General features: G+C 41.5%; 14 protein-coding genes. All 14 read left to right on the top strand.

The genetic code is table 11. The features are described 5' to 3' along the window. Positions 1 to 12: 12 nt before the first annotated feature. The 14 genes from A5N88_RS11405 to A5N88_RS11340 all read left to right on the top strand — a co-directional run bounded on the left by A5N88_RS11405 (position 13) and on the right by A5N88_RS11340 (position 15607). On the top strand, positions 13 to 891 hold the full coding sequence (locus A5N88_RS11405) for an amidase domain-containing protein (protein WP_066266044.1): 879 nt from the start codon (positions 13 to 15) through the stop codon (positions 889 to 891). Positions 892 to 981: 90 nt separating this feature from the next. Then, a complete protein-coding gene (trmL, locus tag A5N88_RS11400; RefSeq protein WP_157090659.1) occupies positions 982 to 1455 on the top strand; it encodes a tRNA (uridine(34)/cytosine(34)/5-carboxymethylaminomethyluridine(34)-2'-O)-methyltransferase TrmL in 474 nt (157 codons plus the stop codon). A gap of 554 nt (positions 1456 to 2009) precedes the next feature. Then, positions 2010 to 3905, top strand: a complete 1896-nt coding sequence (locus tag A5N88_RS11395) for a PrkA family serine protein kinase (RefSeq protein ID WP_066266040.1) — start codon at positions 2010 to 2012, stop codon at positions 3903 to 3905. Positions 3906 to 4430: 525 nt separating this feature from the next. Next, positions 4431 to 5600, top strand: coding sequence for a sporulation protein YhbH (gene yhbH, locus A5N88_RS11390; RefSeq protein ID WP_066266038.1), 1170 nt, complete (start codon positions 4431 to 4433; stop codon positions 5598 to 5600). A gap of 1013 nt (positions 5601 to 6613) precedes the next feature. Continuing rightward, complete coding sequence (locus tag A5N88_RS11385) at positions 6614 to 7996, top strand: peptide MFS transporter (protein ID WP_066266033.1); 1383 nt, start codon at positions 6614 to 6616, stop codon at positions 7994 to 7996. A 778-nt stretch (positions 7997 to 8774) separates the two neighbouring features. After that, positions 8775 to 10106: a phenylacetate--CoA ligase family protein gene (locus A5N88_RS11380; RefSeq protein WP_066266031.1), complete on the top strand. Its 1332-nt coding sequence runs from the start codon at positions 8775 to 8777 to the stop codon at positions 10104 to 10106. 76 nt (positions 10107 to 10182) lie between these two features. After that, positions 10183 to 11136 (top strand): 1,2-phenylacetyl-CoA epoxidase subunit PaaA, encoded by a 954-nt coding sequence (paaA, locus tag A5N88_RS11375; protein WP_066266028.1) that lies wholly within the window; start codon positions 10183 to 10185, stop codon positions 11134 to 11136. Positions 11137 to 11156: 20 nt separating this feature from the next. Next, a complete protein-coding gene (gene paaB / locus A5N88_RS11370) occupies positions 11157 to 11549 on the top strand; it encodes a 1,2-phenylacetyl-CoA epoxidase subunit PaaB (protein WP_066266025.1) in 393 nt (130 codons plus the stop codon). Next, entirely contained in the window at positions 11473 to 12333 is an 861-nt protein-coding gene (gene paaC, locus A5N88_RS11365) for a 1,2-phenylacetyl-CoA epoxidase subunit PaaC (protein ID WP_083953126.1), read from the top strand. The genes paaB and paaC overlap by 77 nt, the downstream gene beginning before the upstream one ends. A 10-nt stretch (positions 12334 to 12343) precedes the next feature. Beyond that, on the top strand, positions 12344 to 12841 hold the full coding sequence (gene paaD, locus A5N88_RS11360; protein ID WP_066266022.1) for a 1,2-phenylacetyl-CoA epoxidase subunit PaaD: 498 nt from the start codon (positions 12344 to 12346) through the stop codon (positions 12839 to 12841). 19 nt (positions 12842 to 12860) lie between these two features. Then, positions 12861 to 13154 (top strand): EthD family reductase, encoded by a 294-nt coding sequence (locus tag A5N88_RS11355; RefSeq protein WP_066266020.1) that lies wholly within the window; start codon positions 12861 to 12863, stop codon positions 13152 to 13154. Continuing rightward, entirely contained in the window at positions 13147 to 13923 is a 777-nt protein-coding gene (locus tag A5N88_RS11350; RefSeq protein ID WP_066266014.1) for an enoyl-CoA hydratase/isomerase family protein, read from the top strand. Before A5N88_RS11355 ends, A5N88_RS11350 begins: the two co-directional genes overlap by 8 nt. A 2-nt stretch (positions 13924 to 13925) precedes the next feature. Next, positions 13926 to 14711, top strand: coding sequence for an enoyl-CoA hydratase-related protein (locus A5N88_RS11345; RefSeq protein WP_066266011.1), 786 nt, complete (start codon positions 13926 to 13928; stop codon positions 14709 to 14711). Positions 14712 to 14743: 32 nt separating this feature from the next. Beyond that, a complete protein-coding gene (locus tag A5N88_RS11340; protein ID WP_066266009.1) occupies positions 14744 to 15607 on the top strand; it encodes a 3-hydroxyacyl-CoA dehydrogenase in 864 nt (287 codons plus the stop codon). The last annotated feature ends 26 nt before the right edge of the window (positions 15608 to 15633 follow it).

Below are 15633 nucleotides of genomic sequence, written 5' to 3'. Positions count from 1 at the left end.
GAGGGGGACAGCATGAAAGAACAACTGAGAATCCATTTGGCAAGAAGGCTGGATCAATTTGTTGGTTCCTGCAGAGATATTACATACTCAGATGTGGAAAAGAAGATTGACTCGCTATCTAAACGAAATGCCGAATTAGTAAAAGTCGATGCAAATGCAAAAATTAAGCGAGTGCATAAAGAGGAGGGACATTCCCTTATTGATTATGACGTGCACATGCGTTTTCTAATTAAACAGAAAAATAAGCTGTATATTGAAGAGGCTATTGAACACCGGGAGGCCTCATTTTATCAGGATCGACTGTATAATGATAATGAAAAAACAGTTGATTTCTCTGTGCCTGCGCCATCAATAGAAGAGTCTTTGAATGATAGCCATGAGGAAATGGCAGGTGAAATGAGGGGCTTCTATTATGACCGCCGAAAAGCAGTCCAGTATGCAGAAAAGTGGTGGAACAGCTATAATCCAGCATATAAAACCTTTGAGGTGGACTGTACAAATTTCATTTCACAATGCCTGCATGCCGGCGGATCGCCCATGAGAGGATATCCAAACAAAGGTCACGGCTGGTGGCTTCAAAATAGTCAGTGGAGCTTTAGCTGGGCCGTTGCCAATTCTTTGAGATTATATCTTGCCAGCTCCCGTAAAGGCCTGCATGCCAGGCAGGTTCAATCCCCTGAGGAGCTGTTATTAGGAGATGTTATCTGTTATGATTTTCAGGGAGATGGCCGCTTTGATCATAACACGGTGGTAACGGGTAAGGATGCAAACGGAATGCCGCTGGTGAACGCGCACACGTATAATAGCCGGGCGAGATATTGGGCTTATGAAGATTCAACTGCCTATACCCCCAATATAAAATACAAGTTTTTTTCTATTATAAGTGAATAAAATTTATAAATAGACAGCAAATTTTTTAGTGCTGCTACTGATTCAGAAGACTTTTTAAGAAATGCAGAGTAAATGTTTGAGGTGACATTTGTGGCAAATCATGTAGTTTTATATCAACCGGAAATCCCAGCTAATACTGGTAATATTGCAAGAACCTGTGCAGGAACAGGAACAAAGCTTCATTTAATTCGCCCCTTGGGCTTTTCAACGGATGACAAGATGCTGAAACGGGCAGGTCTGGATTATTGGAGATTTGTGGATATAACGTATTATGATTCATTGGAAGAATTCTTTATAAAGAATGAAGGCGGAAAGTTTTATTATATTGAAACCTTTGGCGAAAAGGCCCACTCTGATTTCGACTTTTCAAATGTTCAGGCCGATTATTACTTTATGTTTGGCCGTGAAACAACTGGACTGCCTCAGGAGCTCATAGAACAGAATAAGGATTACTGCTTAAGAATTCCAATGAATACCAATATCCGCTCATTAAATCTATCGAATACTGCCGCCATTTTAATTTATGAAGCGCTGCGGCAGCAGGGGTATCCAGAGCTTGGATAAATCGAAACTCACTCAATAAAAAAATCTTCCCAAGTGGAAGATTTTTTTATATGGCTGGAAAAGGATTATTGCTTATTCACGCCTGGCTTATCTTCATATCCAGCAGTAAAAATAGAAGATAAAAATGTTATCGTTACCAGAATGATAATAAATGTGTTCATTTATGAAATAAGCCTCCTTTTAAAATGTAGACGTACTAAAATAAATTATAGCACCTTTTTCCATCCGGTGTGTATGGTAATAGTAAGTTTTTTCTGAAAATTAATTATTGTTCAATTGAATTTATTGTTATCGGTATAGATTTGTTAGACTCATTTGTTTGAAGCCGCCGTTTCACCTGATAAGCTAAAAAACAAGCAGTTGCCAAAAAATTAAAAAAGCCATCAAAAGAATAAAAAGTGCAGCGAGCCCTTTTTTCAAGCGCTGATCATCTTTTTTATAATGGCCGAACATATTCAAATTTCAGCTGTCTTACTAAAACATTCATGTTCGTTTGCTTGGAAGCATAGAGTATATTAATCTCGTCTCTCAACAAGTGATAAGGGGAGGAAAATATGGATATTTTAAAAAGACTCGATACCTATCGTGAACAAGAAGAGAAGCTGAAGTGGGAAGGGACATTTGAGGAGTATTTGGAATTAATTAAGGAAAGACCATGGGTAGCACAATCGGCTCATTCAAGAGTTTACAATATGATTAACGATGCCGGAGTAGAAGAAGTGAATGGAAGAAAGTCCTACAGCTTCTTTAACAATCAGTTATTTGGGCTGGAAGAAGCACTTGAGAAACTGGTTGAGGAGTATTTTCACCCCGCAGCCAAACGTTTGGATGTACGTAAAAGGGTCTTGCTCTTAATGGGGCCGGTAAGCGGCGGTAAATCCACCCTTGTTACAATGCTGAAAAGAGGCCTTGAAGCATATGCCCGTACGGACCGTGGAGCTGTCTATGCTATTAAAGGCTGCCCAATGCATGAAGATCCTCTTCACTTGATTCCTCATTATCTCAGGGACGATTTTTATAAGGAATACGGCATTCGGATTGAAGGCAATCTGTCGCCGCTCAACTTAATGAGACTGGAACAGGAATACGGTGGCAGAGTGGAAGATGTTATGGTTCAGCGGGTTCTGTTTTCTGAAGACAAGCGGGTTGGGATTGGTACATTTAGCCCGTCGGATCCTAAATCACAGGATATTGCAGACCTGACAGGGAGCATTGACTTTTCTACGATTGCTGAATATGGGTCTGAATCAGATCCGCGAGCTTACCGCTTTGATGGTGAATTAAATAAAGCCAACCGTGGATTAATGGAATTCCAGGAAATGCTGAAATGTGATGAAAAATTCTTGTGGAATCTCCTGTCTTTGACACAGGAAGGAAACTTTAAAGCAGGGCGATTTGCATTAATTTCTGCCGATGAGCTGATTGTGGCACATACAAATGAAACGGAGTACCGTTCTTTTATCTCAAATAAGAAAAATGAGGCGCTTCATTCCCGTATCATTGTCATGCCTGTACCTTATAATTTAAAGGTATCACAGGAAGAAAAAATTTATGAAAAAATGATTAATGAGAGTGATGTGGCGGATGTGCATATTGCGCCGCATACACTGAAAGTAGCTGCGATGTTTACCATCCTAACAAGATTGAAAGAGCCCAAACGCGGGGATATTGATCTGCTGAAGAAAATGAGGCTGTATGATGGAGAAAGCCTTGAAGGATTCAATTCAGCTGATATAGATGAATTGAGAAAAGAGTATCAGGAGGAAGGGATGAGCGGCATCGATCCCCGATATGTCATTAACCGGATTTCGTCCACAATCATCCGGAAGGAAGTACAGTCCATCAATGCTCTGGATGTCCTCAGATCATTAAAGGAAGGACTCGATCAGCATGCATCGATTACCGCTGAATTAAAGGAAAAGTATTTGAATTTTATCTCCCTGGCAAGAAAAGAGTACGATGACATTGCAAAAAGTGAAGTGCAGAAGGCTTTTGTTTATTCTTATGAAGAGTCTGCTAAAACGCTTATGGATAACTACTTGGACAATGTAGAAGCTTATTGCAATAAAGCAAAGCTGCGTGATCCTCTGACAGGAGAAGAAATAAATCCAGATGAAAAGCTGATGCGTTCGATTGAAGAACAGATTGGGATTTCGGAAAATGCTAAAAAAGCATTCCGAGAAGAAATTTTAATAAGAATTTCCGCTTATGCACGTAAAGGAAAACGATTTGATTATAATTCCCATGACCGCTTGCGTGAAGCAATCCAGAAGAAGCTGTTTGCCGATTTAAAAGATGTCGTAAAAATCACTACATCGACAAAAACGCCAGATGAACAGCAATTGAAGAAAATTAATGAAGTCGTGGTACGTTTGATAGACGAGTATGGATACAATTCCACATCTGCCAATGAGCTGCTGCGATATGTCGGCAGCCTGCTAAACCGATAAATAGATTGAAGAGGGTAGGATCCTGATCCTACCTTTGTTTCATCATAAGAATGTAATATTTTTTAGTAGGCTTTGGTAGAGGAATCTGTTGTTTTTTAGCTCATTCGTGTGAAACGGCTGTTTCATACGCCTTTTTAGCAGGTTAATTACAGGTTTAATTCTGAACCTGTTGTTTTTATCAAATCAAATAGCAACAAAGGTAATGGAAAGATCCTTAATAAAATGTATCGTTCGTTTACCTGCAAATATTGCCCTCTTATACCCATTGACAAGACCTGCGCATGAAAATCCACCAGGAAGCTGCCGTCACCCATTTGAGATGCTTGTACCAGGATGTTGACACTAATTGCTTGTCCTATTTCCTCTGGGCCTTTTTACTAAAGTCGCAATTTTTTGTAAATATATTTCTCTTGTTGCATAGGATAGAGTAATCAACATTCTACAAGGATTTAGATAGCCAAAATAGTTTATGCAAGACGCTTGTCGTATGTGATTAAAATTGAAAAATTTTTAGGGGGGCATTGCATGTCACAGTCAGAGCATCAACCGTTTGTTATTTCACAAGAAGATTGGTCCCTCCACCGGAAAGGGCATGATGATCAGGTTCGTCACCAGGAAAAGGTCCAGGAAGCGATCAAAAATAATTTGCCTGATCTAATAACGGAAGAAAGCATTATCATGTCAGACGGTCGTGATGTGGTCAAAATTCCGATACGTTCATTGGATGAGTATAAGATTCGCTACAATTATGATAAAAATAAGCATGTAGGCCAGGGGACAGGAGACAGTCAGGTCGGAGATGTTATAGCAAGGGATGGTGCACCTCAGAAGGGACCCGGAAAAGGCGAGGGGGCAGGAGATCAGCCTGGGGAAGACTACTATGAAGCAGAAGTGTCTTTATTGGAGCTGGAGGAAGCCCTTTTTAAGCAGCTTGAGCTGCCAAGGCTGGAAAGAAAGGAACAGGATCTTAATAACATCGAAGACATTGAATTCAATGATATTCGAAAAACAGGTCTTATGGGCAATATTGATAAAAAAAGAACAATGATGACTGCGTTCAAACGGAATGCCATGAGCGGGAAACCGGCTTTTTATCCCATTATTCCCGAGGATTTGAAATTCAGGACATGGAATGAAATTCAAAAGCCGGATTCAAAGGCAGTCGTACTGGCCATGATGGATACAAGCGGCTCCATGGGAATCTGGGAAAAATACATGACCAGAAGCTTCTTTTTCTGGATGACACGATTCCTGCGTACAAAATATGAAACAGTGGAGATTGAATTTATCGCACATCATACAGAAGCAAAGGTGGTCTCTGAAGAAGACTTTTTCTCTAAGGGTGAGAGCGGCGGCACCATTTGTTCATCAGCATACCGAAAGGCATTAAGCTTGATTGAAGAGAAATATGACCCTTCACGATTTAATATTTATCCTTTCCATTTTTCAGACGGGGATAACCTTACCTCTGATAATGCACGCTGTGTAAAGCTGGTCGAAGAACTGATGAAGGTGTCGAATATGTTTGGCTACGGGGAAGTCAATCAATACAATCGCCATTCGACACTCATGTCAGCTTATAAAAATATAAAAAATGAAAAGTTCCTTTATTACATTTTGAAACAAAAAGCAGACGTGTTCCATGCGATGAAAAGCTTTTTTAAAAAGGAAGAAGAAACAGGGATATATGCGTAGAATAAGGACAGTCGAGAATTTCTCGGCTGTCCTGTTTATCGTATTATGCAATTTTATGGAGGTATACTTTTGCCATAGATTCATGCTAATCATGCAAATGGATAAATCCTTATTTAGTCAGTCATCCGAATCCCTTTTGCCTATTATTCAACAGTTTACATACTAAACCAGTGTTTTATCTGTTTTTAAGAACAAATAATATTGATTAAATTCATCTTCCATTAAAAACAAGTTGTTATCCAGATGGATATTGCAAATGATAAGAGCAAATCAATTGGAAGTTTACGCGAAAAGAAGAATTGTTTAAATGGCATAGTGAAATATTGTGTTACTGAAAGGACTACTACTTTAAAAGGTTCTGCTAAGGCTGTTTTCGCAAAGATTGTTGCTTTTCGCAAAAATGTTAAATTATGTGTAAAGAGAGTCTTCGTGGCATCTTTTCTAAACAATTCACAGGTTTACTACAGAGTCTGTGAAATTCATTATTTTTTGTTGTTAAATAGTAACAAAGTTTACGAAAAGAGCCTTTGCTAAAGATCAATGTTGATTTTACACCCAAATTGGTGCGGTATATACAAGGCACCTGATTAGTTGGGGAAAAATCCGCAGAGCTTTCGACATAGGTGGTGCACAGCCCGCGGAAAATGAGTACTTGGAGATGGAAACAACAAGCAGGAAGAACATAAGCGCTTCCAATATCATAGTACAACCCAGTTAAATCCGAAGTTGATTGAAGAGAGTGCCTGAAGTGGAAATCAACCAGCAGGAAACCTAGAGCCAACCATTAACAGCCGTAAGCTAAAGCTTTATGGTAATTTAAACGTATTATACAATATTTAATCTTGGATGGAATTGGTTGATATTATTATATAAGAATAATTAAAGTCGTAAGTAAAATGTTTCATTAATTAGAAATCATTCTAATTTTATTTTATCTCAATATATTATTGACTGTTAGTTAATTCACATTATGATTATTATTATGCCAAAAAACTATCTATGGGGGTCCCTGAATGGAAGCAACTACATTAGAGAAACAACTGGATTCCAGAAATAGGAAGAAAAAACATCCTCCTGGTCTTTATCTATTATTCGCAACGGAAGCATGGGAACGTTTTAGTTATTACGGAATGAGAGCCATCCTTGTCCTTTATTTAACTAAATCACTTGTCGAGGGCGGCCTAGGAATGAACCAGGCCTTTGCTTTAAGCTTATATGGATTTTTTACAGGTGCTGTATACTTAACTCCGTTAGTGGGCGGATGGTTGTCGGACCGCTTTCTTGGACAGCGGCTGGCCATTACCCTTGGCGGGATTGTCATGGCACTTGGAAATTTCGTTTTGTTCGCACATCACAGCCAGGCGGCGGTTTATGCGGGACTGATTATTCTAGTTATCGGGAATGGATTTTTCAAACCGAATATTTCCACTATCGTCGGAGAGCTTTATGACAAAGAAGATACGCGCCGAGATGCAGCATTTACGATTTTTTATATGGGTATTAACCTGGGGGCATTCTTTTCCCCTCTTGTTATAGGATTTATAACAGATAAATTATTTGCTGTTAACCATAATGGACATATTGCATCAGGCTATCAATACGGATTTCTTACATCTGCCATTGGCATGGTCATTGGACAAGTTCTGTTCAATGCCTTAGGAAATCGTTATCTTGGAGACATAGGGAAAAAACCAACAGCTAAGCGTAAAGTGGAAACACAAGGTGAAAAAATTACTGCACCTTTAACAAAAAAGGAAAAGCAAAGAACGGCAGTCGTTGTGATTCTTACAGCATTTGTTATCTTTTTCTGGGCAGGATTTGAACAAGCCGGCGGTGCTTTAACTGTTTATACAGATGAATTCGTTAACCGTGATGTTTTTGGCTTTGTCATTCCGACAGAGTGGTTTCAATCTGTAAATCCTTTATTTATTATTATTTTTGCACCAATGGTTTCAGCATTATGGATTAAGCTTTCCAGATCTAATCGTGATTTGCCGGTACCAGTTAAAATGGGTCTTGGTATGATCCTGTTAGGTCTTGGGTATCTGGTCCTCCTTTTAGCGATCATGAAAACAGGCAGCGATGAACACCATATTGTTAACAAAGCAAACCTCTTATATATTATTGTGACATACTTCTTCCAAACAGTAGGTGAATTATTTCTCTCACCAGTTGGATTGTCGACAACCAGTAAAATTTCTCCTCCAAAATATGCATCCTTATTAATGGGTGTATGGCTTGCAAGCTCGGGTATTGCAAATATTCTTGCTGGCCAGCTGGGCGGATTGACTGCAAGTCTTGGGTACTTGGAAGTGTTTGGTTTGATTGGGCTGGTTACCATTACTTTTGGCCTGATTCTTCTTGCATTTTCCAAAAAAGTTGTTCAATTAATGTAATGAAAAGTGTATCAAATAATGAGGGTGACTCAAAATGCGATTAAGCGGATTTTTGAGTCACCTCTTTTTTATAAGGAAAAGGGGACAATAACAATTGGTACGAATATTAGCATAGTGTCGCTCTGTTGAAAATTAGAAAAGAACAAGTAGGACGAATAGCGCTGAGCATATGTAGTAATCCCCAAAGATCGTTTGAATTCAACGCGGCTGGGAGCCCCCTTGTCATAGCTCCTGCGGGTCCCCCTAAGGCCGGCTGATCCCGCAGGAGTCCCGCACCTTCCTCTCCAATCAACCTTGGAATTAAATCAAAGATGGGGTTGTACATAGACATAGGCAGTGTTCTGATTGTCCTGCTGGGTTGATTTCCATTGCGTGGCTCTCTTTCCGTGGACGGTAGTGGAACCACATCGTTACATGCTTATGGGGGATACCCCAATAACTTGATTAACTTGAAGGATTCTTCTGTCCTTCCCCTCTAATTAACAGCGAAAAGAAATGCTTGCAGTGGAAACCAACAAGCAAAAAAGTTTCTGTAGCCAATGTCACAATATCACCGCACCATTTGGGACAGCCTCTTTATTTGTTCCTTACTATAGTTTCAAACAAATGAGCTAAAAAAGAGCAGTTTTCAACATAGAAGATTAACAGAGCTTTCAGAAAAAAATAATTGACAGCGCTTACATATAGGCCTATGCTAAATATATATGACGTTATTTGTAATAGACGGAATAAATACGTCATACGAATAATGTGTACTATGGACGCAAGGAGGGTGAATATGATATTGCATGAAATGGAGACTGCAAATCGAAACCTCATTGAAAAACAGCAGCTTCAAGATTTGCAGACAACTCTAATAAGCGTATACGAACATGTACCGTTATATCGCAGCCGATTTCAAGAATTGAATCTAACACCTCAGAATTTACAATCACTTCAAGACATTCAATCATTTCCCTTCACCACGAAAAAGGATCTACATAGACACTATCCATTTGGCCTTATGGCCGTAAAAACAAATACACTTGCCCGCATCCATGCATCTTCAGGCACTAGCGGAAAGCCAACGGTCGTGGGCTACACAAAACAGGATATACATAACTGGGCAAAGCTTGTAGCAAGGGCGATCTCTATAGCTGGAGGACAGCCGGGAGATATGCTGCAAAATGCATATGGATACGGTTTGTTTACCGGCGGGCTTGGTCTTCATCATGGTGCTGAAGAGCTGGGTGTAACGGTCATTCCGATATCTGGCGGCAATACTGATAGACAGATTATGATATTGGAAGACCTGCAGCCGACTATCTTATCTGCAACCCCGTCCTACGCTCTCAATATTGCCGAAAGAATGATAGAGCTTGGAAAGGATCCAAGAAAATCTTCCATTAAGATTGGCATGTTTGGTGCAGAACCATGGTCTGAAGAAATGAGAAAGACACTGGAGGAAATGTTCGCTATTAAAGCATGTGATATATACGGTTTAAGTGAGGTGCTTGGACCTGGGGTGGCGATGGAATGCTGTGAAGGTCAGGATGGACTGCATCTGGCAGAAGATCAATTTTTAATTGAGGTAATCGATCCGGAAACATTGAAGCCGCTTCCGGAGGGTCAGGCAGGAGAGCTTGTATTTACAAGCTTAAAAAAACAAGCGTTTCCAATTGTGAGATACCGAACAGGAGATATAGCCTCTCTGACTACAGAAAAGTGCAAATGCGGCAGAACAACTGCAAGAATGTCCAGGGTAAAGGGTCGCATAGATGACATGATGATTGTCCGTGGAGTTAATGTCTTCCCATCTCAAATCGAACATTATCTCATACAAGTAAAGAATATTGCCCCGCATTACCAGGTGTGTTTGAAAAAAAGTGCGACATTGGATGAAGTAGAGCTTCACGCAGAAATAACGGAAGACCTGTATAGTGCAGCGGGCTGTGATCTTTTCAATCCGCTAATCAAAGGGCTGGAAATGGAAATACAAGAAATCATGAAGTCAAAGTGTTTAGTTTCCATGAAAGTTATTCTGCATCCCCCAAAAAGCCTTCCGCGTTCTGAGGGAAAAGCAGTCCGAATTGTCGATCAGCGGAAACAGTCATTAAAGGCAACATTATAAGACGGTTTTTACAGTAAATGTCTTTAGGAAATAGTGCAGGAAGTAATCAAAATAGAAAAACAGAAAGGAGATTTACATGAGTCTAGCCGGTTTTAATCAATTGACAGAGCAGGAAAAAATGGATCGATTTATGGAACGGATTGAAAAGGGAGACAAGATAGAAGCCGATGATTGGATGCCGGATGATTATCGCATGGTTCTAATCAAACTGATTTCCATGCATGGCATTAGTGAAATTATGGGCGCACTGCCAGAGAAAGAGTGGGTGCCAAAAGCGCCATCCCTTCAGAAAAAATTGGGAATTATGGCAAAGGTTCAAGATGAAATGGGGCATGGACAGCTATTGCTAAGGGTAGTGGAGGATTTACTCGAGCCTCTGGGAAAAAGCAGGGAAGATCTAATGGAGGATTTATTTACAGGAGAATTGAAGTTTCATAATGTTTTCCACATGCCATCCCCTACATGGGGCGATGCAGGAATGATTGCATGGCTGGTGGATGGGGCAGCCATTATGACACAGACCAATATGCTTCAGGCATCCTATGGGCCATACGCCCGTGCCCTCCACAGAATTTGCGCAGAAGAGGTATTTCATGCACAGCATGGTGAATCGATTATTATGGCTCTTGCAGAAGGAACAGGCATGCAGAAGAAGATGCTTCAGGAATCCCTTAACCGTTGGTGGGAGTCATTATTGATGTTCTTTGGTCCTGCCACGGCTAAAACCACGGGTACATCTAAACAGGACCTAACAATCAAGTACAGGATTCGAACAAAGACAAATGAACAGCTCAGGCAGGATTTCTTCACGAAATATGTTCCAAGAGTACTTGCTATTGGATTACAGCTTCCGGATGAAACGATGTATTTCGATCAGGAAAAAGGAGAATGGATTTATCGGCAGCCTGATTGGGCAGAATTCAAGAATATTATTGCCAATAACGGTCCTATGTCAAAGTCGAGGCTTAGGCTGAGAAAAATTGCATACGAAAATAACCAGTGGGTCCGAGAGGCACTGGCGAATCCATAAGCCAAAGGAGTGGGGTTACCTTGAAAAAAACAGATGAAAAGCATTCATTTTATGAAGTTTTTGAGGTTTTCAGCAAGCGAAATTTCAAGTCGGAGTTCCAGCATCAATTTAGCCTATTGGCCCCGAATCATGAGGTGGCAATCGTGATGGCACAAGAAAATTTTATGCGGAGAGAGCCGGTGGTCGACATTTGGGTTGTCAAAAGGTCGGATGTACGCAAACTTGACCCGGAGGAAAAGGCATCGCTCCAGCGACTTGATAACAAAGAATACCGCCTGACCAAGGGATATGGATATTTGAAAAAGAAGTGGCGGCAATATGAACAACAAGTACTGGATGAAAAAGAAATTTTGTCCTGGGGAGGGGAACAGGGTGCACCAAATCCAAACAGCACAGGAAGCAATCCAAAATAATGATTATAAAAAAGCCCTGACAGAGCTATTGTATCAGCTGGCAGACGATGATTTCCTGCTTGCATTCCGCGGATCTGAGTGGCTTGGGCTAGCTCCGCATATCGAAGAGGACATCGCCTATTCTTCTATTAATCAGGATACGATGGGGCATGCAGTAATGTATTACCAGCTTTTGGAGGAACTTGGTGAGGGCAGTGCCGACAGTCTGGCACATGGACGCATTGCAAGCGAAAGAAAGAATGCGATTTTTACAGAGCTTGCAAACGGATCGGGTACTTACTTGGAAGAACCAAGATACGACTGGGCATTTGCGGTTGTCCGGCACTATTTCTATGACATTTATAAAAAATTAAAATTGGAATCTCTCCAAAAGTCTTCCTATCAGCCTTTGGTCACAGCTGCAGCAAAAATGAAGATGGAGCTGTACTACCATATCATGCATTGGAAGGTTTGGTTCAATCAGCTTTGTTTAAGCGGGGGAGAGGGAAAAACAAGGATGGGTGCCGCCATTCAAAAGGCTTGGGAAGAGATAGGGGGACTGTTGTCCAGTGGGCCTGATGAACGTTTAATGGCCGGCTTCGGACTGATTGAGGAGCCCTCCGCCTTTTTAGCCCGCTGGGAAAAGGAAATGAAACAGGTTTTTGAAGATGCAGGCCTTTCTTATCCCGGATCACCGCAAATGAAGCAGGGGGATGGAAGAGCCGGTACACATTCCAAAGATTTAAATCAGGCATTGGATACACTGAATGAGGTGTATGCCTTGGATCCCCAGGCATCCTGGTAAAGGCGGTGAAATGAGCATGTTGACGGAACGAAAGGATAAAGTATTAGAATGCCTTCTGGAAGTAAAAGATCCTGAAATGCCTTCTGTCAGTATTGTCGATCTTGGAATGATCAGCAGTGTCCATCTTCATGATAGGGGAGTAACCATCTATGTTTTACCGACTTTTACAGGATGTCCCGCATTGGAGATTATCCGAAAAAACATTAAAGAGAAGGTTGGTCGGTTGGAGGAAGCAGGGGTAGTTGAAGTCGAGTATGTATACGACCCTCCCTGGACTTCAGACCGGATTACCGACAAGGGAAGGGAAGAACTGAAGAAATACGGGATTGCACCGCCTCCGGAGTTTCTGAAGGAAAGCGGCATTTGGGAAGTGGATTGTCCTTATTGCGGATCACCGTATACCATGATGGAAAATCTTTTTGGGCCGACAGCCTGCAGAAGCATTCTTTATTGCAAAACCTGCCGCAATCCTTTTGAAGCAATGAAACCCATTTTAACCAATATGTAAAAATGAGAGGGGAAACAATATGTATAAAATGATCGCATTATTTAAAAATCCAGAAAATCCAGCCGAATTTGATGAGCACTATTTTCACACACATATTCCGTTAACGGAGAAAATTCCGGGATTAAGAAAAATGGAAGTCACAAAATTTAAAAGCGGAAGCCCTTACTATCTGATGAACGTTATGTATTACGATAGCAAGGAAGCCTTCAAGGAGGCATCAAAAACAGAAGAATCCAAGGCGTCAGGCAAGGACGTGATGTCTTTTGCAGGAGATTTAGCCACATTTATGTTTGGTGAGGATGTCAATGAGTGAACCGGCCTTTATCCAGGTTGAAAAAGAAGAGAAAATAGGAATCATTCGACTTAATCGGCCCAAGCAGCTGAATGCGATTAACCGAAAGATGGTCAGTGAAATTACGCAAGCTCTTGAAGAAATGGATAAGGATGAAGATATACGGGCAGTGGTCCTGACTGGAAATGGAAGGGCCTTTGCTGCCGGGGCAGATATTGATGAGATGGCCGAGGATACTTCTGTAAGCCTGGAAATGCTAAATCAGTTTGCTGACTGGGACAGAATTCATTGTTTCAAAAAGCCATTGATTGGAGCAATCCAAGGTTTTGCTCTTGGAGGAGGATTTGAACTGGCGCTTGCCTGTGATCTTCTATTTTGCGGTGAGGATGCACAGTTTGGCTTCCCGGAAATCAAATTGGCAGTGATGCCGGGTGCGGGCGGTACTCAGAAGCTCACAAAGCTGATGGGGAGAACAAAGGCACTTGAGTGGCTCTGGTCTGGAGAAATGATGACATGTAAAGAAGCGGTGAAATACGGAATTGTAAATAGAGTTATGCCTGCAGAATTACTGTGGGAGGAGACCATAAAATACGCTCATACCCTTGCTGATAAGCCGCCGCTTTCAGTGAGACTAATAAAGGATGCAGTCAACAAGGCAGTCGATTACACTCTCTATGAAGGCATGCAGTATGAGCGCAAGAATTTTTACCTGCTATTTTCCTCAGAGGATCAAAAAGAAGGAATGAAAGCCTTTATGGAAAAACGAAAACCGGATTTTAAGGGGAGATAGGGATGGAAAGGGAAGCATTCGAAACCATTTTATATGAAGTGAAAGAGGGAGCCGGGTGGATTACTCTTAACCGCCCGGATGTGCTCAATGCTTTTAATGCGCAAATGAATAAAGAAGTGACAAAGGTCTTAAAAGAGGCTTCCCGGGACCCTGAAGTAAGGGCGATTGTCATTACAGGCGCAGGACGTGCCTTTTGCTCAGGGCAGGATCTTCAATCTGTGAAAGAGGAAGCTGATTTTGGAGACGTACTTCGCAAACTATATAACCCGATGATTCAGCAGCTGGCCGCCATTGAAAAACCGGTGATTGCAGCAATTAATGGAACAGCTGCAGGTGCCGGTATGAGCCTTGCGCTTGCCTGTGATTTCCGATTGGCCTCCGAAAAAGCAAGCTTTCTCGAGGCTTTTATCCATGTAGGTCTGGTTCCGGATTCAGGAAATTTATATTATTTGCCCCGGATGGTCGGCCATGCAAAAGCCCTAGAGCTTGCCGTATTAGGAGAGAAAATTTCTGCTGAAACGGCAAAGGATTATGGATTGGTAACAAAAGTGATTCCCCTGGACACCTGGGAGGAAGAAGTTCATACATTTGTTCAACGCCTGGCAAACATGCCGACAAAAGCAATTGGCCTGATTAAACGCTACCTCATGCAAAGCTGGGATGCAGATCTTTATGAAATGCTGGAAAAAGAAGCGTATGCCCAGGCGATAGCTGGCCAAACATTGGATTATCAAGAAGGGGTAAAAGCCTTTATAGAAAAGAGAAAGGCGAGGTTTCAAGGCAGCTAAAACAATACTTTTTCAGGAGGGGGGAATGGATAATGATCGAACGGATTGCCGTCATTGGTTCAGGCGTCATGGGCAGAGGGATTGCCTATGTAGCAGCTGCCGCAGGATTTTCTGTTAAGCTTTTTGATGTTCAGGAAGAAATGCTTCTGAACGCAAGAGAAGAAATCAATCTGATTTTTCACAAGGGCATTGCTAGAAAAAAGCTTACTGAAACGGAAGCAGCTGCCGCAAAAGAAAGGCTCACACTGGAAACAAACCTTGAACTGGCTGTAAAAGATGCGGATATGGTTATTGAAGCAGTTCCAGAAAAAATGGAGATTAAAAAAGCAGTATTTGAGGAGATAGACCGCCTTGCAGGTTCCCATTGCATTTTTGCCACCAACACGTCAACCATGAGTCCGACAGAAATTGGGTCGTTTACAAGCCGGCCGCAAAAAGTGGCAGCGATGCATTTTTTTAATCCCGTCCATAAAATGCCGCTTGTTGAAATAATAAAAGGGCTGGAAACGAATGAAGAAACAGCAGAAATTATACGTTCTACAGCTAAAAAAATGGGGAAAGAGACAGTACTGGTTAATGAATTTCCCGGATTTGTAACAAGCCGTATCAGTGCATTAGTCGGAAACGAAGCTTTTTATATGCTTCAGGAGGGCATTGGCACACCTGAGGAAATTGATAAAGCGATAAAGCTTGGATTAAATTACCCGATGGGACCATTTGAATTGGCGGACCTGGTAGGGCTGGATACCCGTCTGCACAACTTGAATTATCTCCATCAGACACTGGGGGAAAAATATCGTCCGGCTCCTCTGCTTATTCAATATGTGAAAGCGGGCAGGCTTGGAAAGAAAGTTGGACGCGGTGTCTACGATTATCACGATAATGCAGAGTCCTAGAAGGACAGAGCTTTTTTGAAAGAGGT

Source organism: Heyndrickxia acidicola (assembly GCF_001636425.1).
Classification (GTDB): domain Bacteria; phylum Bacillota; class Bacilli; order Bacillales; family Bacillaceae_C; genus Bacillus_AE; species Bacillus_AE acidicola.
Note: the sequence above shows the minus strand (reverse complement) of the source record. Positions and strands in the feature narration are given on the sequence as shown.

What these genes read in the sequence shown, in the direction of transcription:
- paaD (WP_066266022.1), top strand. Translation starts at nt 12,344, where the DNA reads ATGAGCATGTTGACGGAACGAAAGGATAAAGTATTAGAATGCCTTCTG.
- paaC (WP_083953126.1), top strand. Translation starts at nt 11,473, where the DNA reads ATGAAAAAGAAATTTTGTCCTGGGGAGGGGAACAGGGTGCACCAAATC.
- A5N88_RS11380 (WP_066266031.1), top strand. Translation starts at nt 8,775, where the DNA reads ATGATATTGCATGAAATGGAGACTGCAAATCGAAACCTCATTGAAAAA.
- A5N88_RS11345 (WP_066266011.1), top strand. Translation starts at nt 13,926, where the DNA reads ATGGAAAGGGAAGCATTCGAAACCATTTTATATGAAGTGAAAGAGGGA.
- A5N88_RS11395 (WP_066266040.1), top strand. Translation starts at nt 2,010, where the DNA reads ATGGATATTTTAAAAAGACTCGATACCTATCGTGAACAAGAAGAGAAG.
- A5N88_RS11350 (WP_066266014.1), top strand. Translation starts at nt 13,147, where the DNA reads ATGAGTGAACCGGCCTTTATCCAGGTTGAAAAAGAAGAGAAAATAGGA.
- A5N88_RS11340 (WP_066266009.1), top strand. Translation starts at nt 14,744, where the DNA reads ATGATCGAACGGATTGCCGTCATTGGTTCAGGCGTCATGGGCAGAGGG.
- A5N88_RS11385 (WP_066266033.1), top strand. Translation starts at nt 6,614, where the DNA reads ATGGAAGCAACTACATTAGAGAAACAACTGGATTCCAGAAATAGGAAG.
- yhbH (WP_066266038.1), top strand. Translation starts at nt 4,431, where the DNA reads ATGTCACAGTCAGAGCATCAACCGTTTGTTATTTCACAAGAAGATTGG.
- A5N88_RS11355 (WP_066266020.1), top strand. Translation starts at nt 12,861, where the DNA reads ATGTATAAAATGATCGCATTATTTAAAAATCCAGAAAATCCAGCCGAA.
- A5N88_RS11405 (WP_066266044.1), top strand. Translation starts at nt 13, where the DNA reads ATGAAAGAACAACTGAGAATCCATTTGGCAAGAAGGCTGGATCAATTT.
- paaA (WP_066266028.1), top strand. Translation starts at nt 10,183, where the DNA reads ATGAGTCTAGCCGGTTTTAATCAATTGACAGAGCAGGAAAAAATGGAT.